The 23,007-nt window shown below is 52.1% G+C and carries 26 protein-coding genes; 17 read left to right on the plus strand and 9 right to left on the minus strand.

What is annotated here, in order from left to right:
* Positions 1-19 precede the first annotated feature (19 nt).
* Positions 20-1,447: a family 10 glycosylhydrolase gene (locus H5T67_01570; GenBank protein MBC7244007.1), complete on the minus strand. Its 1,428-nt coding sequence runs from the start codon at positions 1,445-1,447 to the stop codon at positions 20-22.
* 329 nt (positions 1,448-1,776) lie between these two features.
* Between H5T67_01570 and H5T67_01575 the strand changes: the two genes are divergently transcribed.
* From H5T67_01575 to H5T67_01640, 14 genes are all read left to right on the plus strand, one after another.
* Positions 1,777-2,286 (plus strand): ferritin family protein, encoded by a 510-nt coding sequence (locus tag H5T67_01575; GenBank protein MBC7244008.1) that lies wholly within the window; start codon positions 1,777-1,779, stop codon positions 2,284-2,286.
* Between the two features lie 92 nt (positions 2,287-2,378).
* A complete protein-coding gene (locus H5T67_01580) occupies positions 2,379-3,161 on the plus strand; it encodes a DJ-1/PfpI/YhbO family deglycase/protease (protein ID MBC7244009.1) in 783 nt (260 codons plus the stop codon).
* Between the two features lie 36 nt (positions 3,162-3,197).
* Entirely contained in the window at positions 3,198-3,794 is a 597-nt protein-coding gene (locus tag H5T67_01585) for a flavodoxin family protein (protein ID MBC7244010.1), read from the plus strand.
* An 11-nt stretch (positions 3,795-3,805) separates the two neighbouring features.
* On the plus strand, positions 3,806-4,480 hold the full coding sequence (locus H5T67_01590) for an LON peptidase substrate-binding domain-containing protein (GenBank protein MBC7244011.1): 675 nt from the start codon (positions 3,806-3,808) through the stop codon (positions 4,478-4,480).
* An 81-nt stretch (positions 4,481-4,561) separates the two neighbouring features.
* On the plus strand, positions 4,562-5,104 hold the full coding sequence (locus H5T67_01595) for a nitroreductase family protein (protein MBC7244012.1): 543 nt from the start codon (positions 4,562-4,564) through the stop codon (positions 5,102-5,104).
* A 19-nt stretch (positions 5,105-5,123) separates the two neighbouring features.
* Positions 5,124-6,476: a CoA-disulfide reductase gene (locus tag H5T67_01600; protein MBC7244013.1), complete on the plus strand. Its 1,353-nt coding sequence runs from the start codon at positions 5,124-5,126 to the stop codon at positions 6,474-6,476.
* A gap of 83 nt (positions 6,477-6,559) precedes the next feature.
* Positions 6,560-8,308, plus strand: a complete 1,749-nt coding sequence (locus H5T67_01605) for a 2-oxoacid:acceptor oxidoreductase subunit alpha (protein ID MBC7244014.1) — start codon at positions 6,560-6,562, stop codon at positions 8,306-8,308.
* A gap of 3 nt (positions 8,309-8,311) precedes the next feature.
* Positions 8,312-9,184 (plus strand): 2-oxoacid ferredoxin oxidoreductase, encoded by an 873-nt coding sequence (locus H5T67_01610; GenBank protein ID MBC7244015.1) that lies wholly within the window; start codon positions 8,312-8,314, stop codon positions 9,182-9,184.
* A 61-nt stretch (positions 9,185-9,245) separates the two neighbouring features.
* Positions 9,246-9,692, plus strand: coding sequence for a PDZ domain-containing protein (locus H5T67_01615; protein ID MBC7244016.1), 447 nt, complete (start codon positions 9,246-9,248; stop codon positions 9,690-9,692).
* 24 nt (positions 9,693-9,716) lie between these two features.
* Positions 9,717-10,220, plus strand: a complete 504-nt coding sequence (locus tag H5T67_01620) for a hypothetical protein (GenBank protein MBC7244017.1) — start codon at positions 9,717-9,719, stop codon at positions 10,218-10,220.
* A 58-nt stretch (positions 10,221-10,278) separates the two neighbouring features.
* The gene (locus H5T67_01625; protein ID MBC7244018.1) at positions 10,279-10,815 is read left to right on the plus strand and encodes a ferritin family protein; all 537 of its coding nucleotides are present in this window, start codon (positions 10,279-10,281) and stop codon (positions 10,813-10,815) included.
* 47 nt (positions 10,816-10,862) lie between these two features.
* Complete coding sequence (locus H5T67_01630; protein ID MBC7244019.1) at positions 10,863-11,153, plus strand: hypothetical protein; 291 nt, start codon at positions 10,863-10,865, stop codon at positions 11,151-11,153.
* A 29-nt stretch (positions 11,154-11,182) separates the two neighbouring features.
* Entirely contained in the window at positions 11,183-11,887 is a 705-nt protein-coding gene (locus H5T67_01635; protein ID MBC7244020.1) for a DUF554 domain-containing protein, read from the plus strand.
* A gap of 123 nt (positions 11,888-12,010) precedes the next feature.
* On the plus strand, positions 12,011-12,307 hold the full coding sequence (locus H5T67_01640; protein ID MBC7244021.1) for a zinc ribbon domain-containing protein: 297 nt from the start codon (positions 12,011-12,013) through the stop codon (positions 12,305-12,307).
* Positions 12,308-12,350: 43 nt separating this feature from the next.
* On the opposite strand, the gene H5T67_01645 is transcribed toward H5T67_01640, so the two are convergent.
* Positions 12,351-12,650, minus strand: a complete 300-nt coding sequence (locus tag H5T67_01645; GenBank protein MBC7244022.1) for a hypothetical protein — start codon at positions 12,648-12,650, stop codon at positions 12,351-12,353.
* A gap of 128 nt (positions 12,651-12,778) precedes the next feature.
* Between H5T67_01645 and H5T67_01650 the strand changes: the two genes are divergently transcribed.
* The 3 genes from H5T67_01650 (at position 12,779) to H5T67_01660 (ending at position 16,225) form a co-directional block, all read left to right on the plus strand.
* A complete protein-coding gene (locus H5T67_01650; GenBank protein ID MBC7244023.1) occupies positions 12,779-13,216 on the plus strand; it encodes a D-tyrosyl-tRNA(Tyr) deacylase in 438 nt (145 codons plus the stop codon).
* A 98-nt stretch (positions 13,217-13,314) separates the two neighbouring features.
* A complete protein-coding gene (locus tag H5T67_01655) occupies positions 13,315-14,916 on the plus strand; it encodes a hypothetical protein (GenBank protein ID MBC7244024.1) in 1,602 nt (533 codons plus the stop codon).
* 184 nt (positions 14,917-15,100) lie between these two features.
* A complete protein-coding gene (locus H5T67_01660) occupies positions 15,101-16,225 on the plus strand; it encodes a radical SAM protein (protein ID MBC7244025.1) in 1,125 nt (374 codons plus the stop codon).
* A gap of 22 nt (positions 16,226-16,247) precedes the next feature.
* Here the strand turns inward: H5T67_01660 and H5T67_01665 are convergent, their stop codons facing one another.
* From H5T67_01665 to H5T67_01695, 7 genes are all read right to left on the minus strand, one after another.
* Entirely contained in the window at positions 16,248-17,294 is a 1,047-nt protein-coding gene (locus H5T67_01665; protein MBC7244026.1) for a zinc-binding dehydrogenase, read from the minus strand.
* Between the two features lie 41 nt (positions 17,295-17,335).
* Positions 17,336-18,106 carry a fructose-bisphosphate aldolase gene (locus H5T67_01670; protein ID MBC7244027.1) on the minus strand — a complete coding sequence of 257 codons (771 nt, stop codon included), beginning with the start codon at positions 18,104-18,106 and terminating at the stop codon, positions 17,336-17,338.
* 162 nt (positions 18,107-18,268) lie between these two features.
* A complete protein-coding gene (locus H5T67_01675; GenBank protein ID MBC7244028.1) occupies positions 18,269-19,999 on the minus strand; it encodes a PTS system mannose/fructose/sorbose family transporter subunit IID in 1,731 nt (576 codons plus the stop codon).
* A gap of 40 nt (positions 20,000-20,039) precedes the next feature.
* The gene (locus H5T67_01680; GenBank protein MBC7244029.1) at positions 20,040-20,528 is read right to left on the minus strand and encodes a PTS sugar transporter subunit IIB; all 489 of its coding nucleotides are present in this window, start codon (positions 20,526-20,528) and stop codon (positions 20,040-20,042) included.
* A gap of 13 nt (positions 20,529-20,541) precedes the next feature.
* Positions 20,542-20,952, minus strand: a complete 411-nt coding sequence (locus tag H5T67_01685; GenBank protein ID MBC7244030.1) for a PTS sugar transporter subunit IIA — start codon at positions 20,950-20,952, stop codon at positions 20,542-20,544.
* Positions 20,949-21,656: a GntR family transcriptional regulator gene (locus tag H5T67_01690; GenBank protein MBC7244031.1), complete on the minus strand. Its 708-nt coding sequence runs from the start codon at positions 21,654-21,656 to the stop codon at positions 20,949-20,951. Before H5T67_01690 ends, H5T67_01685 begins: the two co-directional genes overlap by 4 nt.
* Before the next feature lie 228 nt (positions 21,657-21,884).
* Positions 21,885-22,853 carry an alpha/beta hydrolase gene (locus H5T67_01695; GenBank protein ID MBC7244032.1) on the minus strand — a complete coding sequence of 323 codons (969 nt, stop codon included), beginning with the start codon at positions 22,851-22,853 and terminating at the stop codon, positions 21,885-21,887.
* Positions 22,854-23,007: the final 154 nt, after the last annotated feature.

Here is a 23,007-nt window from a genome sequence, read left to right on the forward strand (position 1 = left end):
CTTCAGAGCAACCATGTGCTCAAGGATGCCACGCTGGACATGGCGGTGTCGCACGCTGTTTGTACGGGCCGCTGGCAAATGCATTCCAATAGCCACGCGAGTTGACGATTCCGTAAGAGAAAATCGCATGTCCAGGAACAGCGCCAATAGCCGCAGCCTCTCTGCGCTCAGCGTTGATGCGCATTTCGATGGAGGCCCAGTCCATATCCGCGCTGATACCCGGGAAAACGAAACGGCTAGCACGGTGACTTAACCAATCGCGCATAACCGTGATCCAGTTGTCATCGCCAACTGAACCACCCACAAAGGCTGAGCAACCATATAGCATGGGCATCTCAGCATCCACTATGCCCTCACTCAGCCAACCGCGGCTGTCCTGGTAATAGCGGTCATAACCACCAGCGCAGCCCATGCCCCACAAATCCTGTGGGAACCACCATACTGCCGCACTGAGCAGCGCTTGCCGATCCAATGGGACGATGCCCTCTTGGTATATTCGTCTAATCAGGCGTGTGATCTGTGCGCGTTGCCAGTCTGCATAACCATCTTCTGTGAAACACGGTGCTCCCCAACGTTCTTCGCTGCGTGGATCGCATGAATAGTTCACACCAGCGTAACGCACCAAATCCAGGTGCAATCCATCCACATCGTAGCGTGTAAGGATGTCAACGGCAGTGGCAACGAGGTGATTCTCAACCAGCCAGTCGTTTCCGGGGCTGGCCCATAAATAATGCGCATTCAGCAGCATCGGTTGATGGTTCATATCCCATTGCCGCCAATAAGCCCACGAACTGCCTGGCGCACGGCTCCAAACCCAGAAGGGATGGAGCGGCTGGGTATCATCAGGTGGTGCAGCTGTCCCTGACCAAACGGAATATACATTGAAATACGCATGTACCTGAATGCCACGGGCATGTGCTGCAGTGATTAACGTGGCAAGGGGATCCCAGCCGGGATTCTGCCCCAGAGTGGCAGTATAGGTCCCTGTCAGTCGCGCTGACCATGGTTCAAGTCCTGGTGTGTAGAAAGCATCGCCCTGACTGCGAACCTGAAAAAGGATCATATTAAATCCTGCTGCATCTATATTGGCTACCATCTGCCAGATTATATCTGGCCCGGGCAATTGTCCATCAGGGCAATCCGGCAGCATGCACGTCCAGTCGAAACGGGTGACCCAAATAGCACGCGCCTCTATCTCAGGAGATGCTACCGTTGGAGTAGCAGTGGGCGTTGGGACTTGGAGCATTGCTCGAAATGCTATGGGCAGGTAAAGTTGGTTCGGATAGGACATTGGCAGCAAGCCTCCATTCGGCACTGGCGTGGGTTCGATTTCCGCGGCTGGTGGTGCATCCAGATAGCCATGAGCAACGTACCAAGCCTCGTGGCCCAAGATAGCCCAAAGCTGTTCGTCAAATAGAGTATTGGTGGGATATAGTTCAGGCGTCACACAAGTTGCTACACCATGCTGTGGTACTGACCACGCGTATATATTGAGCATTGCTGCAGCTAGGAAGCTCGCAGCAGCTAGCAGATGTAGCGGCCTTATGCTTTTTCGCGCACTTTCGCCTCGCTTCATGCACCACCTGCACCAGATAATATAATCAATCACCTTTTTCACAAAACCATATACTCTCGGCTGTGCGGACAGCCGCAATACCAAAGTTGACCGATCCAATCAAGGCACTTGGCAATTGAACATGATAAACCCGATACAGTTACTCCTCTTTTGCTTTTTTCACACTTTTGCGGTACAATATCCTACCAGGAGGTGAGAACATGGCTTTCAATGAAGGACTGACTGCGCTTGAAGTACTTGGTTTAGCCATTAGATCTGAGATCGAAGCTGCTTCACTCTATGCCTATATGGTTGGACAGGTACGTAATACCTCGCTAGCAAGCAAACTAGCCTTCCTACGCCAGGAAGAAGAGAAACATCGCGAGATGCTGGAAAGCCTTTATTCCCACCGCTTCCCAGACATCGAGCTGCAACTACCGGCCAAATCCCCCGTCCCTCAGATCCAGTTAGCCAATCTCGCCGATTTAAGCGTCCCGGAATTGTTCCAACTCGCATTGAAAGCTGAACAAATGGCTGCAGAGTTCTATGCGCGCGAAGCGGATCGCTCCAATGACCAGACGGGGCGCATAATGCTGCGTTACCTGAGCAATGTGGAGCGAGGACATCACCATTTATTGGAAACCGAGTATGAACTCGTATCCCGCTTTCCTAGCTATTACGATGCAGATGAGTTTCATTTCGGCGATGAAATGATGCATATCGGACCATAAATAGCCAGCGATAAACATGGCTTGCTCGCCGAGCAACCAAATTTATAGACCATGGAATACATAACTCAACCGCAAAATTGGAGGGTGAACAAATGAGCAATCTATCTGGAAAACGTGCTGTTATTTTGGCTGAAGATTTGTACCAGGAATTGGAGCTTTGGTATCCATTGCTCAGGCTGCGCGGTACAGGTATGGAAGTTCAGGTAGTGGGAACAGGTAGTGCCTCTGTCTACACGAGCAAATACGGATATCCTGTAGAAGTGGATACAACGGCGGACAAGGTCAATGCAAAGGACATAGATGCTATCGTGATCCCCGGTGGATATGCCCCCGATCGCTTGCGGAGATATCCTGCTGTGCTGAAGTTAGTTCGGGAAGCATTCGAGCAGGGCAAGGTGGTTGCTGCCATTTGTCACGCGGGTTGGGTACTTATTTCGGCTGACATCGTGAAGGGGCGTAGGGTAACCTCTTTTTCTGCGATCAAGGACGACATGGTCAATGCAGGAGGACATTGGGTAGACCAAGAGGTGGTACAGGATGGCAATTTGATTACATCGCGTCAGCCAAGTGACCTGCCAGCTTTCACTGATGCAATTATTGCTACGCTTGGCGGCATTGAAGCAGGCGGGTTGGAAAAAGTCACAGAGAAAACTAGGCCACTCGAAGCGCTACGCATGGCAATCCAAGCCGAAGAAGCGGCTTACAACTTCTATACTATGGCCGCCCAGAAGACCAAGGACGCGGAAGCGAAAAATATCTTCTATAACCTGGCACAGGAAGAGCAGCGTCATCGCTCTATTGTCCAAGATGAATACAACCGCCTGGCTATGAACCCGGATTGGGATCGCTACAGCATCTGGCGGGAGATCCTTTAGAAATTACTCGCATAGCGAGATGGGGTGAGCACAACGATGAAAATACTGGCAATAGCGGGCAGCCCTCGTCGTGGGGGCAACACCGATGCCCTGTTAGAGCAGGCCAGTGCGGGCGCTAAAAGCGTGGGCGCTGAGGTCGAGCAGGTTGTCCTGAGTCGTCTGAAGATTGCCCCATGTATGGCGTGCAATCGCTGCTTCGAGACTGGCCGTTGTGTCGTGAAGGACGATTACCAGTACCTCTACGACAAGACGCTAGGTGCAGATGGCATTATATTGGCCTCCCCGATCTTTTTCATGAACGTTACCGGCTGGACCAAGGCCTTTATTGACCGTTTTCAATGTCTCTGGGCGCTCCGGTATGTGCTCAAGCAGCCTATTCCGCCTCCACCAGGAGGTGAAAAGAGACGCGCCATCTTCTTGTCTACGGCTGGCTCACCCAAAACCAAGTTTGACGGCACGCTATACACTGTACGCGCTTTCTTGAGCACTATAGATGCAAAATTGATTGGCATGCAGTGCATCAATGCTGTGGATGAGAAGGGAGCTGTGGCTGCACATCCAGAAATGCTTCAGGAGGCCTATGCCTTGGGTGTCCTGTTAGCCTCTGGCCAGGCAACGAACGATGTTTCATAAGGAGAAGAGACTTGACTGAAGAGACCTTAGACATCCCTCTTTTCCCAATAAATGTGGTGCTCTTTCCTGGGATGGCATTGCCTTTGCACATCTTCGAAGAAAACCATCAATGGATGATCACGGAGTCCTTGGAAAGCAATCGACAGATTGGCATAGTTTGGGCCAACCCCGAGGCTGAAGGAGCCGTGGCCGTCTATACGACAGGCACATCTGCACTGATTACCCATGTTGACAAACTAGAAGATGGCAGTATGGATATCCTGACAGCGGGGCTGGATCGTTTTCGTGTTTTGCATCTGCTGCACAGTGAGCCTTATATCGTTGGTCGGGTGGAATTGTTTCCACTTGAGAGTGCAACATCGCCAGGAGCTGCAAGACTAGCCAACAAAGCAAAGGCCCCATTTGTGCGCTACCTCAGACTGGTCAGTGAAGTGCTGGGCACTACAATACGCATTGAGAGCACGCCACGCGACCCAACTGAATTGGCCTATCTTATGGCAATTGCGCTGCAAGTATCCATGGAAGAGAAACAAGAATTGCTCAGTATACCTTCCTTACCCGCCCTTTTATGGAAAGAGTGTCTCATCCTGAACCGTGAGGAGATATTGCTTAGCCGCATGCAGGAGGTTCAACGTCACAATACAGGCTATATGCGGGGAATAACGAGCTATCTGTCCGTAAACTAATGGTATGCAACTAATGAACTCGGCTGTTCAGGTAACTGCACGAGCTATTCATACAACTATTACCTAAAAAGGAGGCCCTTCATGGCAAAGAAAAACCATCTACAGATCTTCAGAGCGCGACGCACTATTCGCAGGTTTACTCCAGAAGCTGTCAGCGAAGAATACCTACAATCGCTACTTGAGGCGGGCAGCGTAGCCCCTAGTCGGTTAGATCGCCGCCCTCTCCATTACGTGCTTATCCGCAACAATGACACCAAAACTAAAATCGCTGAGGCTTTGCGCGTGCGTCCTTACATCGAAGAAGCGCCTCTCGTCATCGCCGTATGCGCAAACCCAGAGATCTCCGATACCTGGGAGATGGACGGCAGCGCAGCAATTGAAAACATGTTGCTAGCAGCGACCACGCTCGGTTTAGGAGGAGCCTGGGTTGGCTCCAAGGGAAGCGCATTGTGGGACCAGACCGTGCAGGTCCTGCGCCAGACCACAGGGATTCCGGCAAATATCGAGGTGGTGTCGCTGGTCTGCTTTGGCCACCCAGCCGAAGAGAAAAGGGCGTACGAACCGGGCGAAAAGATGGACCGGCAACGGGTGCACTATGAGCATTGGAATAACTTGAAACTGTAACAGTCCGAAGGTGCATGTCATGACGAAAAATCAACGCTTAGTAGTCATTGGCGCAGTTGCCGCGGGCACCAGTGCTGCAGCCAAAGCCAAGCGGACCAATCCAGAGCTGGAGGTGCTCCTGCTTGAACGTGATTCATACATTTCGTACGGTGCTTGCGGGCTGCCCTATTTTATTTCAGGCCTTATTCCTAGCGCAGATGCACTGATCGCGCGTAGCCCCAATGAGTTTCAGAAACAAGGCGTCGAAGTGCGGATCCGGCATGAGGTGCTCGAGATCAATCCACAAGATATGAGCCTTCGTGTAATTGACCACGAGCACACAAAAGAATACCGATTGCCATACGACTATCTAGTTGTCGCCACAGGTGCTACGTCTTTCCGTCCCCCAATCCCAGGACTTGACCTCCACGGTGTATTTACTTTGCGCACCCTGCACGATGGGTTGGCTTTGCAAGAGACCCTTAGGGAAAAACGCCCCAAGCACGTTGTCATCATCGGCGGAGGATATATCGGGCTGGAAATGGCCGAGGCTTTTCGTGCTCTTGATCTGCCCGTGACGATCGTCGAAATGGCACCGCAACTCATGGTGAACTTGGATGAAGACATGAGCAGATTGGTGCTTGCCGAAGTGGAACGCCAAGGCGTACGTGTGCTGCTCAACGATGGCTTGGTACGCTGTGAAGGGGCAAATCACGTGGAAAAAGTGGTCACGCAGCATAATGAAATCTCAGCAGATTTGGTATTGCTGGCTATTGGTGTGCGCCCTAATGTCCAATTGGCGGAACGGGCTGGCGTTAAATTGGGCGCAGGCAAGGCCATCGGTGTGGACAATTATATGCGTACCAATCTAGAAAGCATTTACGCCGCTGGAGATTGTGCGGAAACTACCCATGTCGTAACAGGCGAAAAAGTCTACATCCCCTTAGGCACGACGGCGAATAAACAGGGCAGGGTAGCTGGGGCGAATGTAGCAGGCATGAGCTGTACCTTTGAAGGCGTGGCAGGTACAGCAGTGGCAAAAATCTTTGGCTTGGAGGTAGCGCGCACCGGGCTGACCGAAAGAGAGGCCACCGCGAAGGGGTTCAGCGTGCACACAGCCACCATTCGCACCACAGACCGCGCTCGTTACTATCCTGGTGCAACCGAACTGTACGTGAAATTGATCATGGAACGCACTTCCAGACGCTTGCTAGGTACACAGTTAATCGGTGCGCAAGGGGCGGCCAAACGCATTGATGTGCTCGCCGCTGCGTTATATGCGAAGATGACCGTGGACGACCTAACTCGACTTGATTACAGCTATGCACCGCCATACGCCTCAGTGTGGGATGCGACGCTGATTGCAGCCAATGTGGCCAGCAGGTGCAGTTAGAAGGCTAACTCCTCCTAGAAAAACTACGGTTGGAAAGCATAAACTGGCTTTGCTGTAGCTAACAAACTTTTAGAGGTAGTGCAATGATGGCAACTGTTAACAACATGACCTTCAAATTCTCTGGTGAAGCCGGCCAGGGAATAGAATCCACCGGGAGGGGGTTTGCCAAAGCACTTGTACGTGGTGGTCTGTATGTATTCGGCCTGCAGGACTATCACTCTCGCATCCGTGGCGGTCACAATTTTTATCAGATCCGCGTGGCAGACCACGAAATCTACTCCCATGATGAGCAAGTGCATGTTTTGCTAGCCTTTACGAATGAAGCCATTGCCGAACACTTGCAGGAGATTGTCCCCGGTGGCGGCGTCATTTACGACCCAGAGCTACAAATCAACCCAGCAGCCCTGGCAGCAAGATTTGTGCAGGCTTTTCCCGTTCCCCTGAACCAAATCGCTATGAAAGAAGGGGGAAATAAAGTTATGAGCAACACAGCAGCAACTGGCGCTGCTGCTGGGTTAAGTGGTTTTGACCTGGAAGCAATTAACAGCGTGATTCGTGATAACTTTGGGAAAAAGGGCCCCACCGTGGTAGAAAGCAATCTTAAGGTGGCAGCCGCCGCCTACCATTTTGTCAGAGAGAAATATGGTAGCTCGTTGACATTCCGATTGCAAGCACAAAAAGCAAAACCTCGTATGCTGATCAGTGGTAATGAAGCGCTGGCTCTGGGAGCACTTATGGCGGGGTGCAAGTTTGTTGCGGGCTATCCCATGACACCGGGCAGCCCTATCCTAGAATGGTTTGCCACCCATAGCAAGGACTATGGTATCGTTACCAAGCATGCCGAGGATGAGATTGCGGCTATCAATATGGTCATAGGGGCAGCACAGATGGGCATACGAGCCATGACAGCTACCTCCGGTGGCGGATTCTCCCTCATGGTCGAAGCCCTGGGGCTGGCGGGCATGACCGAAGTCCCCATCGTCGTAGTCAATGCACAGCGACCTGGGCCAGCAACGGGCCACGCTACTCGCCATGAACAAGGCGACCTGCTTTTCATGCTCTATGCTGCGCAAGGCGAGTTTCCACGCATCATCCTCGCGCCAGGAACGGTCGAGCAATGTTTTGAGGCTGCCTACCGCGCCTTCAATTTAGCCGAAAAGTATCAATGTCCGGCTATAATCCTTTCAGATGCATTCTTAGCACACTCGCCACGCGCTTTGGAGCTGGACACACTGCAACTGGATGTTCCTATTGACCGTGGTGAACTTCTTAGTGACGAGGAATTGGATCAGTTAACCGAGCGCTATCAACGCCACGCCCTCACCCCATCAGGCATTTCACCTAGAGCTTTGCCCGGACATCCTAAAGCAATCTACTCGACGTCTAGCGACGAACACGATGAGTACGGGCAAATTTGCGAGGATGCTGCTATCCGCACTCAGCAGATGGACAAACGTATGCGCAAGTTGGAGACAGCACGAGCGGAAATGAAGGCACCACTGCACTATGGCCCATCTCAAGCCGAAATCACTTTTCTGACCTGGGGATCTACCTATGGCCCCCTGCGCTCAGCTGTGGATATCCTGAATGCACAAGGCACGCCAGCCAACATTGTACAAATCATGGATATCTGGCCTCTGCCTGTTGAGAAAGTGAGCCAAGCCTTGCGAGGAGCCAAAAAACTGATCAGCGTAGAGCAAAACTACAGCGGACAGTTGGCTACGTTAGTGCGGGCCTATACCGGGATCAAGATAGATGGCTTGATTAACAAATACGATGGACGACCTATGTCGCCTGAATACATCCTGTCCCGCCTAAAGGAGGTGGCATAAACCATGGTCAGCCTGAAAGATTATCTCAGTCCTATGCGTCCCACTTGGTGTACAGGATGCGGCAACTTTGGCATCTGGAATGCCCTGAAGAAGGCGCTAGTTGAATCAGGATTAGAGCCACATCAAGTGATCCTGATCAGTGGCATAGGTTGTGGCTCGAAACTCCCTGACTATACCACCGCCAATGGCTATTTGAGCCTCCACGGACGTACTTTGGCAGTTGCAACTGGCGCGCGTCTGGCCAATCACGGGCTCAAGGTTATCTGTACCCATGGCGATGGCGATGGCTATGGAGAGGGTGGCAATCATTTTATCAGTGCCGTCCGCCGTAACATCGGCATCGCAGACATTGTGCAGAACAATCGCGTGTATGGGCTGACCAAGGGACAATACTCTCCAACAAGCCCGCATGGCTTTGTAAGCAAAACATCGCCCCAAGGGGCTATCGAACATCCTTTTAATCCGTTAGCTATCGCCCTGGCAGCGAACGGCACTTTTATCTCCCGTGGTTGGTCGGGAGATGTGGAACACCTGGCCTGGCTTATCAAGGAGGCACTGCAGCATCGTGGCTACGCTTTGATTGATGTGTTACAACCCTGCGTAACCTTCAACCGCATGTACTCGTATGAGTGGTTGCGTCCACGAGTGTACAAAGTGCAGGATGATCCAAATTACGATTCCAGTGATAAGGGGGCAGCTTTCGCCAAGGCGCAGGAATGGGGCGAGCGCATCCCCATCGGAATTATCTACCGCACGGAAGACGTCCCAGCATATGAGGAACAGGTGCCAGCATTGACACTCGGACCGCTGGTAAAACAACCCATTCGTGTGAAGCCAATGGCAGAATACGAACTACTGAAGCAGGAATATCTGTGAGGAGGGAATACGTATGGAGGTAACTGTATATACTACCAAAACCTGACCTTACTGTTATCAAGTGAAGGGGTTCCTTTCGCAAAGAGGAATTCCGTTTAAGGAATACGATGTCGGTATCGACCGGGAAGCAGCCCTCCGTATGATCCGCCTTTCTGGTCAACAAGGCGTGCCTGTTACCACTATTGATGACGAGGTTATCGTAGGATTTGACCGACGCCGTTTAGAAGAAGCATTGGCCAAAGCGCAAAGCCGTAAGCCTCCACTGGGCGTCGCAGTAGCAGATGCTACGGGAACCACAGAGGGTGCATACGTAGGGCGAGTAACCCCCTACTCTCTAGCAGAGAAAGCGAGTTTACAAGTCGGGGATGTCATTATCGAGATAGGCGGGCAACCTGTGCGTAATGCAGTAGATTTGGAGCGAATTTACAAGAAGCTGCACACGGGTTCGCGCGTCGCGTTGATTTTCCTTCGCCAAGGACGGCTTACCCAAACCGAGTTATCCCTTTAGAATACTTATGAATAAGGAGGCAAAATGAACAATCGGATTGATGGTGCATTGAAGGCTTTGGAAGAAGCAAAATGCCTAGAGCAAGAAGGACAAGCTTTTTACAGTGAGGCGGCCAAAAAAGTCAAAGATGCGAAAGCTCAGGAGATGTTTCTCTCCTTGGCTAGGGATGAAACAATGCATGAGCGCCTCATCCAGCGACAGATTGATAACCTAGTTTCAACAAGCCAATGGGCAGAATTGCCCGAAACCAAGGGCGCCAAATGCGATCTGAGCCAGGATATTTTTCCACGAGGGCGCGCTGGACTCCCCAAGGTACTCAATGCAGATCCCACTGAGACCGAAGTTCTGATCACGGCGCTTGAGTTCGAGGCAAAAAGCTATGACAAATATCGCCACGAAGCCGAGGTCTCAACGGACGCAGCAGCCCGTGAAATGTACGAGTTCCTCACCAGCCAGGAACGATTGCACTTTGACCTACTGATGACAAATTATGAATCTATGGTGCGTTACGGGGGCTGGGCTGATTGAGAAGGTAGGCAAACCATAGACCGAAACTCTGTAAGAATTACACCTTGGGAGGTTGTGAATGGAAAAAGCAGCGTGTATGGCAGCGCTCACCGCGCTCGAAAAAGCCATGGAAGCGGAGCGGCAAGGCAAAGCCTTCTATGAGGAAGCCGCAGAGCGCGTTCAGGATCCAATGGGCGCGGCGGTGTTCAAAACCTTGGCTGATGATGAGATCAATCATTTGCGCCTATTGCAAGCGGAATATGAAAAGATCAGCAGTGATGATGAATGGATGGAACTAGATGAAGCCAAGGTCTGCGAACCGCAGACACCGCTCAAGCTCTTCCCTGATAAAAGGGAAGCCTCACTGATCCTGCCGGACAATGCCACGGATCTAGAAGCATTGCAAATGGCGATGCAGTTTGAGGAAATGGGGTACAATCTGTACGCCAAAGCCGCAAATGAAACCGACGATCCGAAAGGGAAAGAGGTATTCCGCTTCCTGGCCAGACTCGAAAACGAGCATTTTGTCTTCTTGCAAAAGACGCACGACTATCTGACGAACAAGGGGGTTTGGTACTTCGACGAGCAAGAGTTCCCCATGTTCGACGGAGGATAAGCGACAAAGCGAATCGTTGTCCTGGCAACTACGATGGAGGCATTGTGATGAAGAAATGGGAATACGACATCACTTCATATTCCATTGAGCAGGTTCTCGCGATAAGGGAGAAATTGGGTTATCCCCCAGAGCAGGAAAAGCCGGTTGTGTTCTGCACGGATACGGGAGTATGCTTCTTCAACAACATTCCCAATCCCAATATCAATGCTATCCTGCATATCCTCAACACCAAGGGGGCGGAGGGCTGGCAACTCGCAGCTGTAACCTTTCGTGCAGATGAGATGCTCTGTTTCTGGATGAGAGAAGCGGAAAGTAAGTCGCAGCAAGCAGAAGGCTGACAACAGATCCCAATAAAGAGGAAATTACCTTGATCGGCACTTTGCTTAACGTAGCCACCGTATTGATCGGCGGTGGATTGGGTACCATATTGGGTCAACGTTTGCCCAATAAAATGCGCCAAACCGTGCTCCAAGGCTTGGGTCTGGTGACGCTTGTGACTGGCCTGAGCATGGCCCTACAAACCAACAATATCCTCATTGTCATGGGCAGTGTTTTGCTTGGGGGTATCCTAGGCGAATGGTGGGGCATCGAAGAGCGCCTCCAAGCGGCGGGAGAGGCTCTACAACAGCGCCTGCGCTTGGGGCATACGGGCAAGCTTGCCGAGGGTTTTGTCACTGCCAGCCTCATTTTTTGCGTCGGTCCGATGACCATCATCGGCTCGATCCGCGACGGACTAGTTGGGGATTACAGTTTGCTAGCTATTAAATCTTTGCTGGATGGGTTTGCAGCATTGGCCTTGGCATCTTCGTTGGGCATTGGAGTGATGCTTTCTGCCATTACGGTTCTGCTCTACCAGGGTGGTCTGAGCCTTCTCGCCAGCCTGGCTCAGGTAGCAATGAGCGAAGCAATGATCACGGAAATGACCGCTACGGGCGGTACGATTATCATGGGCATTGGGCTGATCCTGCTCGACCTCAAATGCATCCGCGTGGCTAACCTGCTTCCTGGCATTTTCATTGCGCCTTTGATTGTGGCCATCTTAACGACTCTGGGCATACCAATAGCCCCCTAAAAGGTACGCCAATAGACTTGCCCAAAGTGAACTATACTCGATGCGCCCTGGTTGCCTTTTGTGCAAATTTGTGCTAAAATTTCTTTTGCATCAACATCGCAATCAGGAGGGTGAAGGAGAGCCATGCCTATCTATGAATACGAATGTGAGTCTTGTCGCATTCGTTTCGAACGTTTTCAGCATTTCAAGGACGAACCACTGAAGGAATGCCCTGAGTGCGGCGGCACGGTGCACCGCTTGTTGCAGCCTGTGGGTATTATCTTCAAGGGTTCTGGCTTTTACATCACGGACAGCCGCCAACTGTCCTCGGCCTCGAGTCAGCCGCCAAAGGAAATCTCTGCACCTAAGGAGTCAGGTGAAAAGAAAGCACTGCCGGCTGCAGAGAGCAGTTCGGGTCGAAAAACAGAGGCGGCGGATTAATACCGCCGCCTCATCCCACAACATAGGGCATGATAGAGTAAGCTCACAACTGGAAGCCGCCTGTGGCTTTGACAATGCGGCGTTTGTAGTTTTCCACAAAGTTCAACAGTTTGGCCTCCAGTTCTTGCCATTCTTTGCTGGCCAAAATGTCGCGCATCTGGGGCAAAGTCTCCGTAACACCCCCAGCCAGCACCTGGGGCCCTTCGCCGTACATGGTGTACCAAGCATCTGTCAATTGTAACCCCGCTTGCACCATGGCTGGACCAAATTCGCGCATAATAAACTCGATGTATTCGGATTCCCGATCCCGTTTGATATCCCAGGTCATCAACAGTTTGAACATGTCCTCTCGCCTCAACAAAATTCTAAATCGGATGTATCATACCCGATGGTGTATGGAAATGCAAGTCCCGTGCTGATCGCTATTGTATTGCTACTACCTATACATACAACTATCTAGGAGCAAAATCCTTGAAAGCGGTCGTACAGAGAGTAACTCAGGCAAAGGTAACAGTTGAAAACACGGTGGTAGGTGCCATCCAATCCGGGTTGGTTGTCTTGCTTGGCATTGGCCAGGGCGATGGCGAAGAAGAAGCGCAGTGGATGGCCAACAAGATTGCCAACTTGCGTATCTTTGCCGATGAAAACAGCAAGTTCAACCGCTCCATCCTGGATGTGGGTGGACAGGTGTTGCTCATCTCCCAATTCACTTTGTATGGCGATGCACGCAAAGGACGGCGGCCCAGCTTCACGGATGCTGCTCCTCCTGAAATAGCCGAACCCCTGGTAAATCGCGTGGCACAATTGCTGGTTGAAAATGGCGTACCGGTAGCTTGTGGGCAGTTTCAAGCGCACATGCTGGTCGAAATCCACAACGATGGCCCTGTAACGATCATCCTAGAAAAATGATGAGCGCTCAATAGCTGGTAGCCGTATCGCTAGACAAAGCGAACTGGTGTTAGGAATTGGGAAGCCATTCCATCGTCTAGACTAGTGGGGGCATTACGATGCATAGATTTAGGCGTGCAGCAACAATCATATCCATTATCTTGGTTGTTTGCCTATCCTGGCTCACCGCTTGCCAGCCAGGGCGTGACAAAACAGTATCTATCGCCTTGGAATCCCTGTACACCCAGTCCGGATTAGCGTTAAGGGTATCGGGCAGAAACTGGCGCCCTGGCAGCCAAGTAACTGTTGGCTTCAATGCACCAGAAAGCCAGCCACAGGATAGCGAAACCATCGCCACCACGCTGACAGATGCATCAGGTAATTTTGTGGCCTTGTTTCCTTTCCCCACGGATAAGCACTGGGCCCTCATGCCCGAGATATGGATAGTGGCTCATACATTTGACTTTAGCCAAGTCGCCGTGACCAGTTTTCACAATCCACAACTCTTCACACCTACTCCCTTACCTAGGTCTACCCTTCCTGCCATACCTACCGCTATACCCATTGCCTACGTGCTTGGTTACGTTGAAAAGATTGCCCTCGATTCCCGTAGCCTTATTCTGAAACCACTTGATGGCCAGGCTAGGGTTATAACTTGGCATGAAAGCACACAGGTCATAGCGGCTGGACAGCCAGCACAGCTCGCAGACATGCGTGTTGGAGATCTCATCGAAGCCAGTGGACAAACCGTCACAAAAGATAGCCTCATTGCCGACCGCATCCGTATCCTGTCCCGCACCACTGCTGAACCAAGCCCAACCCATGCACCGACAAAACCTATCTCCGCGTGGCGCGGCGAGTATTACAACAACACCGCCTTCAGCGGCATCCCTACGGTGACGCGGAGCGATCCGGTCATTGATTTTCAATGGCAGAATGGTTCCCCTGCAGAAGGATTGCCCGCCGATCAGTTTGCTGTACGGTGGACAGGCGCCTGGTCATTCGAGGCAGGCACCTACCGTTTCTATGCACAAGTGGATGATGGCGTTCGTTTGTGGCTTGATGCGCATCTAATAATTGACCGCTGGCACGAAAGCACTGGCGCACTGTACAGCGCAGATGCATACTTGAGCACTGGATCACATGCCGTTCGAGTAGAGTACTTCGATGCATGGGACAATGCCTACGCCAGAGTCTGGTGGGAGTATCGCGGACCTAACATTGCAGTCGCTGCTCCTGATTGGAAAGCTGAGTATTACGACAATATGACCTTGAGTGGGACGCCTTTTCTCGTGCTGAACGAGCGCGCAATTGATTTTGACTGGGGAGCAGGAGCCCCAGCAACTGGTATGAACACTGACCATTTTTCGGCTAGATGGACGCGAACGATCTCGCTAGATACAGGCACCTATCGTTTCTATGCCCTTAGCGATGATGGCGTCCAATTGTGGATAGATGACACGATAGTGATCGATCATTGGATGGACGGAGCCGCACAAACCTACGTGGGCGATCTACACCTCCTGCAAGGCAGCCATACGATTCGCGTGCACTATTACGAAAATGCCGGGCAGGCCGTAATCAAGGTGTGGTGGGAATTGCTTCCTGCTACTCCTACGCCAACCTACACACCAGTGCCACCCACGCCGACTTTCACACCCCTGCCACCTACAGCTACAGCGACTTCTACCTTGGAAACTCCGCAGCCGACACCTGAGTGAGTGCTGGGATTTGCAGGGCTCCTGATTCAGCCTGCCTCACAAAGCCGATAGGCCGTACTTCAGAGTGTAGAGCCAACCATATCGTGAGAATCAGGGTGCTTCAGCAGGCGAGCCTGCTCCGTTTGACAAATAGAACATTTGTTCCTAAAATAACCTTATTAGTATATCATCGCGAGGTCTCCAGGTGGACAGGGTTGCCAAGTTGAAATTGCTCACTCGTGCTGCACAATACGATCTGTGCGCTGCTTGTGGTGCCCAGGCTTCTCGCGTGCGCGACGAAATTGGGCAATGGCTCTACCCCGCTTCGCTGCCGGATGGCAAGAGGGTTACCCTGTTGAAAATCCTGCAGTCCAGTCTATGCGAGAACGATTGCCTCTATTGTGCAAACCGCCGTTCACGTGATGTAGAAAGGAGCACCCTCGGTCCCGAGGAACTTGCAGCAACTTTCGATGAACTGGTGAGGCGCAACCGAGCACAAGGGCTCTTCTTAAGCTCAGCGGTATGGAATAGTGCCTCGCGCTCTATGGAGCAAATGATCGCCACCGTGGAATTGGTGCGCTTCAAGTACCACTTCACGGGCTACGTGCACCTTAAACTGTTGCCTGGCTGTGAGAAGGCAGCAGTCGAACGAGCCGTGCAGATCGCCGATCGCGTTTCTGTAAATCTGGAAGCACCGAGCGCTGGACACTTGCAAAGATTGAGCGGAGACAAACATTTCGAGCGGGATCTATTGCAACCCATGGAGTGGGCCAAGCAATTCCGCGAGGCTCACTTAGGGGCTAAGGCAGGACTGACGACGCAGTTTGTCATCGGTGCAGCAGGCGAGTCCGATCAGGAAATCCTGGCTCTCGTCGAGCGGTTGTACCGCGAGCACAACCTGACTCGCGCGTACTTTAGCGCTTTTCAACCTATTCCCGATACTCCTCTGGAACACCTACCTGCTACCCCGCCACTGCGTGAACATCGGCTCTATCAAAGTGATTTCCTTCTTCGTCATTACGGTTTTACCTTGCAGGACCTGACATTTGACCGCAACGGCTATCTTGATGTGGATGTGGACCCCAAAATGGCCTGGGCGCAAAGGCATCCTGAGTATTTCCCGCTGGAAATCAACCGTGCTAGTAAGGAACAACTACTGCGCGTACCGGGCATCGGCCCACGCTCGGCGGCACGCATTCTGCGTGCACGGAGAGAAAGCAAGCTTCGCTATATGGAAGATTTGCACGCCCTAGGCATTGAAACAAAGCGAGCAGCACCCTTTATCCTACTTGATGGGCACTGCCCGCCTCAACAGCTGGCACTCTGGTAACAACTTCGTATTCACCCAGGGATTACATCGTAACTATGACGCGGTAATTGTCCCCATTTAGCGCTGCTTCCAAAGCCTCGCGGAGCTGGGAGAAGGGAAATGCCTTGGAGATCAGAGGCTGAACGTTGATGGAATGGCTGGATAAAAGAGCTACTGCCTGCGAAAAGTCCTCTTGATCCTGACTCACCGTGCCGGTCAACACAATCTCTTTATGATGGAACAGGTTCGGGTCGATCGTGATCATTGAACCCCGGGGGTGCACGCTGGCATAGATCATCAGTCGGCCACCTTTGCCTACTGCTTTGATTGCTTCCTCAATGGCAGAGGCAACCCCAATAGCAGCGAAGATCACATCTGCACCTCGGCCCCCGGTCAATTCCTTGACACGCTCTGTAAAGTTTTCTTTGCTGGGATCAACAGTTGCCATAGCGCCCATCTCCAGCGCTTTTGCTGCTCGCACAGGGTTGGGTTCGCTGACAAAGACCCGTGCGCCAAGACGCTTGGTCAAAATAAGGTGCAGCAATCCCATAGTGCCTGCGCCGATGATGACCACGTTGTCCGCAGGCTCTACCTGTGCCTTCTTAATGCTGCGCAGCACACAAGATACAGGCTCGGATAGACAAGATTCGATAAATGGTACATCGCCATTCACAGGATAGATTTGATAGCCATCCACCAACATATACTCAGCTAACCCGCCAGGTCCAGCAGGCTCACCGCTCTTACGATTTTGCCAGGCGTTGTCACAAATATTGTCCAGCCCACGACGACAGGATGTGCATTGGAAACAACGATAGAGCCTTGCCGCAACAACATGGTCGCCAGGTTTGACCTTCGCCTGAAGCCCTGGGCCAACTTCCGCTACAACCCCAGAGACTTCGTGCCCTCCTAACAGCGGGTAAACGCTCGTGTCAGCACCAGCGTACACCCGCTGCTCCCACGTACACAAAGCGCAAGCTTTGACCTGCACCAGAACCTGTCCAGGCCCAGGAACAGGGATCGGCACTTCCTCGAACTGGATTTCTTTCGGAGCAACCAGTATGGAACGAATAAAAGTTTTCTTTGCCATTCTCGTATTAGCTTTCTAGCGAAGTATTGTGGTTCAGAGAGTTAGTGCAAAGCCTTCTCAGCCTGCTTGACCGTAGCATTATCATGAATGATGGCGGCAATAGCACGCGTCATCTTGTCGGGCGCAGGATGTTGGTAAATATTGCGCCCAATGGCAACCCCCTTTGCTCCCGCCTGCATCGCATCATACACAACGGTCAACAAATCGGCTTCACTCTTGATCTTGCCACCGCCCAGGATAACGATGGGAACATAAGTGGTATCTACAATGCGACGGAAGCTCTCCACATCACCGCTGTATTGCGTCTTCACAAAGTCCGCACCCAACTCGGCCCCAATACGGCACGCATGGCCGATGTTCTCCGGCGTCCACCAGTTTGCAGGATCCTCAAACCCAGCGGGCAACATCTCAGCCAACACAGGGAGGTTCCAATCACGGCACTCACTGACCAGCAGCGAGAGATAAGGCAGTGTTTCTGCTTCGTAGCGGCTGCCTGGAAAACCCATGGCTACAACGCCATCCGCTCCAATGCGCAAGGCATCAATGGCATTGTAAATGAGCGACATAGCGCCACGATCTTTCGCCAGCGTGCTCGTTCCACCATCTACACGCAGGATAAGCCCAGCCGTGCCGATTTGCTGTGCAAAGCGGGTTGCCACCCCATACGTGGTCATGATAACATCTGCACCGCCTGCCACGACCTGCTTGATCGTCTTACCTGGGTTGTCTAGGCCGGGAACAACTCCCATTCCTCCAGCGTGATCCATGGCGACAATAAGCGTCCTGCCATCACTTCTGAAGATGCGCTGCATTCTGCGTTCCTTTGTTCCGTACAAAAGTAGCCTCCTTGTTTCTTCATTCAGATGCTGTGTTTTCCGTTCGGCACACCCATCCCTTCGAGCACACAACTGGCTATGGGCCGGGGCTTGCTCGCACGCCGACCCATAGCGAGTCCTGTTAAGCCAGGCTTTGCTCTAGAAGATACCAAACTGCCCGAAGATCGGGTAAGACCCCAGCACAGCAACGACGATAATTCCAATCAGGATCCTGGTCGGCGAGATTTTCTTCCTTTCCAGTAACCACCAAACTAGCAACACCAGCAAGAGTGGTAGCATGTTAGGCAACAACCCATCCAGAATCTTCTGCAGCTCAAAAGTGCTGCCGCCGATCGTAAACTTGATCTTGGTGCTAACCTTAACAAAATTGACAGTCAATGCACCAAGCACAAAGTTGCCCAGCACACCAGCTATAGTGATCGCCCGATTCAGCGCACCGCTCTTGAGGATATTGGTAACTGCATCCCGACCCTGCAGATAGCCTTGCTGCCAGATCCACCAGCCAATGCCCCATACAAAAGCCGCCACAAGGATAAGGTAGATAATGGGCCCCAAGAAATTACCTTGTAGCGCCAGGCTCATGCCGATGGCTAGCGAGATAGGAATAACGATACCCTGCTGGATCGTATCACCAATGCCTGCCATGGGCCCCATCAGGCCTGTCTTGACCGAGTTGATGGCGTCATCGCTGATGTCAGCACCCAGTGCTCGCTCCTCCTCCATAGCGATGGTGATGCCGTGGACAACGCCACCAATGTCAGGTTGGGTGTTGAAGAATACCAAATGGCGTTTGAGGGCTGCTTTAATGTCCTCCTTGTTCTTATACAATTTGCGGATGATAGGGGTCATGCTCATGGCAAAGCCTGTACCCTGCAGGCGTTCCCAGTTATAGCAAGCATGCGAGAAGAACAACCAGAGCAGCCAGGAGCGAAAGACGTCCCTGCGCTCCAGCAGCGTATATCGTTCAGCCTTTTCTCCCCCAGTTGGGAAAAGGGGCCCTGTTTCTTCAGCGCCGGTGATAAACGTCACATGCAACAATGCGACACACAGGCCAATGATAGCCAACACCAGCAGGTTCGCGCTTCCAGCTGCCAGAGTAGCAATAAAGAAACCAATGAAGAAGTAGGCTGGCAGCGAGCCCCGGAAAAGGAAGCGGAGGTTGAGTGCAATTCCTAGGGCAGCCAGCATGCCACTCGCTGTGTACAAGCCACTCATCACCCAGCCTAGGTTCTGCCCGATCCAGTTCAGCGCATTGGCTACTGCAGCCGAACCAAGATAGGCTGCTAACGCAACCGGAGCAGCGTACAGGAAGAATAAGAAAATCTGCGAGGGGACAACATTCATCAAAGCTACCCCACGGATGTCTGCCTTCTCGGCGCGGGCATCAGCCCAGTGAGCAAAGGCTGAACAGACCGACATGCGCAACGCCCAGGTGAGGCCACCGAGCAAGCCCAGTGGAGCAGCCAAAGCCAATGCTGCCTCCGTCTGCAGCCCACCACCCAAAGCGAGAGCCGTGCCAAGGTAACCTGCTAACCCCGGGTCACCCGGCAGCGAGCCGCCAGCGGAGATCCAGCCTAGATAGAGCACGTTGATGTTAGCACCAATGGTCATGCCTTCTACAGGTCGCCCCATCACCAGGCCTACTAGCGTACCAGCGATCAGAGGACGGTAGAGTACCGTAAAGCCAAGGTTGGCAAACCAGGGCGATAGTGCTAAGTAATACAAAATGCCCACAATGATTGCCACACCCAGACTCATCCTTGTCTCGCCCTGTGCCAGTGACGCTGCATGACTGATAGAGAACAAAGATCCTGCCAGCAGCAACACTAAGCTGATCATTAGGGCAAGTGCTACCTTGCGACGTTCCATTTGTTCCTCCTTTTTGAATTTGGTATAAGAGTACTACGGCCTACTTAACCAACGCTGAAAAATCCACGCACTGTTCGCCTGGCACAGTCTGGAGAGTGATTTTCACCCCGTCCTTCACGAGGCTCTTCAAGATTTCCTTTTCCTCATCCGACATGGAGATGTTTTTGAACACGGATTTGCGACTTGACCCTGCTCCCAGGCCTCCTACGTTCAAATGGCTAAAACGAACCCCACCATCAAACAATTGGCGAGCAGCTTGGGGCGATTTGAGCAGTATCATCGTGCGATCCCTTTGCGATGAGCCTTCACCAAAGGTGGCAATGGCCTCCTGAATAGTGCGTACATCCACCTTAATGCCTGGAGGCGCGGCCAAGCGCAGCACTTCCTGCATAAATGGGTCTCTAGCCACCCCATCATCTACAATGACAATGCGATCAGTACGAATGTGTTTGACCCAGACTGCTACAACTTGCCCATGGATAAGGCGATCATCAATCCTCACCAGACTGAACTCAGCGATTGTCCTCACCTCCTTTCCCTGCTCAGTTTTTGACAGTGGCTTTACACAGGAGCGGCTTCAAATTCAGGACGGATTTCTGCCCCGCTTCTGCCACGTGTGCTGCTAACTCACTCAACGACATACAGTCACGCGATGTGAGGGCTTCAATGACTGTGGCCATATTTGCACCAGTAACGCACTCCACATTGGGCTGCAAAATTTTACGCACCGCCACGTTACATGGAGTGCCTCCAAAAAGGTCAAGCAGCATGAGCGTATCCTGCCCCTGAAAGTCCAGCAGGGCACTCTCCAATTTGTCGCCAAAGCCTTCCGGGCTTTCCTCAGGAAGGAGTGAAACAGCGCGCACGCCTTCTTGCGCTCCTACGATCATCTGTGCAGCGCGAATGAGCGCTTCACCCAAGTTTCCATGAGTGACAACGACTACGTGGATCAAGGATTCGCTCTACTTTCTTTTCGTTCTCCATAAGGATCCAACTCAAAATGTAACCTGTACCACTCGCCGCAATAGAAAACCTGCGAAAACTCGATGACCTCCCCCGTATCAAGGTAGGTAGTGCGTTCCGCGTGTAGAACAGGAGCAGGAGCAGATAGACCGAGCAGCTCTAATTCACGAGGTCCAGCCAGTACCGCTCGCACGGTTTGTTCCGCGCGCGCCAGGTGCAAACCATATACCTTCTCGAGGGTATGGAACAGCGACTCCTCAGCCAAGTTGTATTGGAGGATGTCGGGACAAAGGCGGTGAGGGAGGTAAGCCGTATGCAAAGCCAGCGGCACATTGTTGACCAGACGCAGTCGTTCTACCTTGACCACTTCTTCCTGCCTTGAGATATGAAGCTCCTTGGCTAACGCAGGCGTTGCCTGCAATAATCTGGCTTCCAAGAGAATAGAGGAGGACTTGGCTCCAGAACGCCGAATGTCTTCGCTGAAACCAGCTAAAGAAATCTTTACTTTCAAACCTCTCGGGGGATCAGCAACAAAGACGCCTTTACCTACTCGAGTGTAGACAAGCCCTTCCTTGACAAGGTTACCTATAGCCTGGCGCACCGTCATGCGGCTGATGCCAAGACGGCGGCACAGCTCACGCTCAGATGGGAGCTTCTGATAAGGATGCAAATCGCCGCTTACAATCTGCGACACTAGAATTCTTTCGAGTTGCACGTACAATGGTTCTGAACTGTCTGGTCTTAACAACAGATGCGTTTCCTTAGAACACTTTGCCATTATAATGGTTATGATTGGTCTATACCAGTTGAATACCAATATAGCAGTTCGGATTTTTGTCAAATTTGCAATGTACGCTAAAGAGAATGACCAACCCAGGTTGGGTCTCCATGACACATCATCCTCAAACAATCTTCGCTATGGTCAGTGTACCGAATCCAAGAAAGCGGCCACTGCCTGCAGGAATTCTTCTGCGCATTCCTCCTGGACTAAATGGCCGCAATTAGGAATAACTACTAATTCAGCTTCAGGCAACTCAGCCGCAAGACGCACACTCTGCATAGAGGGCACCCAGCGGTCATCGTCGCCAGTGATGACCAATACCGGCTGATCAATATGCTCCAATTGTTTATCTAGTTCCAAGGGATGGCTAGCCAGGACAAACTCCCAGAAAGCGCGCTCCCAGTTATCAGCGTGCAGCGGTTTTTTGTAACCAGCAAGCACTTCTGGAGTGATTTTGTTCGGGTCATGCCAGGCACTGGGCAATGCTCCCTCCAGGCGGGAAGTGAGTAGACGCACTAGCAAAGGGCCAAGGCGTTGCAACTGTGGCAGGTGCAAGAACGGACGAACCCATGAGGGTGCACCACCCCCTTCGTATATTGCGGGGCTGACCAATATCAATGCCTGTACCCGTTCAGGGAAAAGGAGAGTAGTTAGTACAGCGATCGTACCCCCCGCTGAGTGTCCCACCAGAATCGCCCTTTCGATGCCCATCTGGTTCAACAGGCCTACCGTAAGACGAGCCTGTGCTTCGACCGTGTAGGGATTCTCGTTTTCCCACTCGCTGGGCAGGGGACGCTCAGTCAATCCGAAGGCAGGACGGTCAAAGGCAATGACCATGCCAAACTGGGACAAAGACGGCATGACCTCGCGCCAAGACCAGGCGCTAGCCCCAAAGCCATGCAACAACACCAGCACGGGTTCGCCCTGCCCCATGGATTTGTAGTGCACCTCCAAATTGTTGACCGTGATAAAACGACTATCCGTGTCAGCCAATTGCCTAGGGGGTACAGTGTTTTCAAGCGGGGGCACGGGAATGAAAAAGGGCCCAACGCACAACACAAGCAACAAAATGGCAAGAATGGGCAGAACCACGCGTTGTAAACGTTTCATTACAAGTGCTCCATAGCTGTGGAGTAATAGTACAATAAATTATAACATCGGGTTGCTTTCTGGTACAAGATGCCCTCTTCTCAATGCCTCGGCACGGGAGCAGGCCTCAAGCTGTGCACCACTGAACATGGGTGAAGGGGCTGAGCACTCAAAA

Source organism: Chloroflexota bacterium (genome assembly GCA_014360905.1).
In the GTDB taxonomy this organism is placed as follows: Bacteria; Chloroflexota; Anaerolineae; order UBA2200; family UBA2200; genus JACIWX01.

Excerpts from the sequence above, each read along its gene's own strand:
- H5T67_01610 (MBC7244015.1), top strand. The coding sequence starts at position 8,312 with ATGGTCAGCCTGAAAGATTATCTCAGTCCTATGCGTCCCACTTGGTGT.
- H5T67_01620 (MBC7244017.1), top strand. The coding sequence starts at position 9,717 with ATGAACAATCGGATTGATGGTGCATTGAAGGCTTTGGAAGAAGCAAAA.
- H5T67_01655 (MBC7244024.1), top strand. The coding sequence starts at position 13,315 with ATGCATAGATTTAGGCGTGCAGCAACAATCATATCCATTATCTTGGTT.
- H5T67_01630 (MBC7244019.1), top strand. The coding sequence starts at position 10,863 with ATGAAGAAATGGGAATACGACATCACTTCATATTCCATTGAGCAGGTT.
- H5T67_01600 (MBC7244013.1), top strand. The coding sequence starts at position 5,124 with ATGACGAAAAATCAACGCTTAGTAGTCATTGGCGCAGTTGCCGCGGGC.
- H5T67_01670 (MBC7244027.1), bottom strand. The coding sequence starts at position 18,106 with ATGCAGCGCATCTTCAGAAGTGATGGCAGGACGCTTATTGTCGCCATG.
- H5T67_01665 (MBC7244026.1), bottom strand. The coding sequence starts at position 17,294 with ATGGCAAAGAAAACTTTTATTCGTTCCATACTGGTTGCTCCGAAAGAA.
- H5T67_01605 (MBC7244014.1), top strand. The coding sequence starts at position 6,560 with ATGATGGCAACTGTTAACAACATGACCTTCAAATTCTCTGGTGAAGCC.
- H5T67_01585 (MBC7244010.1), top strand. The coding sequence starts at position 3,198 with ATGAAAATACTGGCAATAGCGGGCAGCCCTCGTCGTGGGGGCAACACC.
- H5T67_01695 (MBC7244032.1), bottom strand. The coding sequence starts at position 22,853 with ATGAAACGTTTACAACGCGTGGTTCTGCCCATTCTTGCCATTTTGTTG.
- H5T67_01580 (MBC7244009.1), top strand. The coding sequence starts at position 2,379 with ATGAGCAATCTATCTGGAAAACGTGCTGTTATTTTGGCTGAAGATTTG.
- H5T67_01625 (MBC7244018.1), top strand. The coding sequence starts at position 10,279 with ATGGAAAAAGCAGCGTGTATGGCAGCGCTCACCGCGCTCGAAAAAGCC.
- H5T67_01640 (MBC7244021.1), top strand. The coding sequence starts at position 12,011 with ATGCCTATCTATGAATACGAATGTGAGTCTTGTCGCATTCGTTTCGAA.
- H5T67_01645 (MBC7244022.1), bottom strand. The coding sequence starts at position 12,650 with ATGTTCAAACTGTTGATGACCTGGGATATCAAACGGGATCGGGAATCC.
- H5T67_01595 (MBC7244012.1), top strand. The coding sequence starts at position 4,562 with ATGGCAAAGAAAAACCATCTACAGATCTTCAGAGCGCGACGCACTATT.
- H5T67_01675 (MBC7244028.1), bottom strand. The coding sequence starts at position 19,999 with ATGGAACGTCGCAAGGTAGCACTTGCCCTAATGATCAGCTTAGTGTTG.
- H5T67_01575 (MBC7244008.1), top strand. The coding sequence starts at position 1,777 with ATGGCTTTCAATGAAGGACTGACTGCGCTTGAAGTACTTGGTTTAGCC.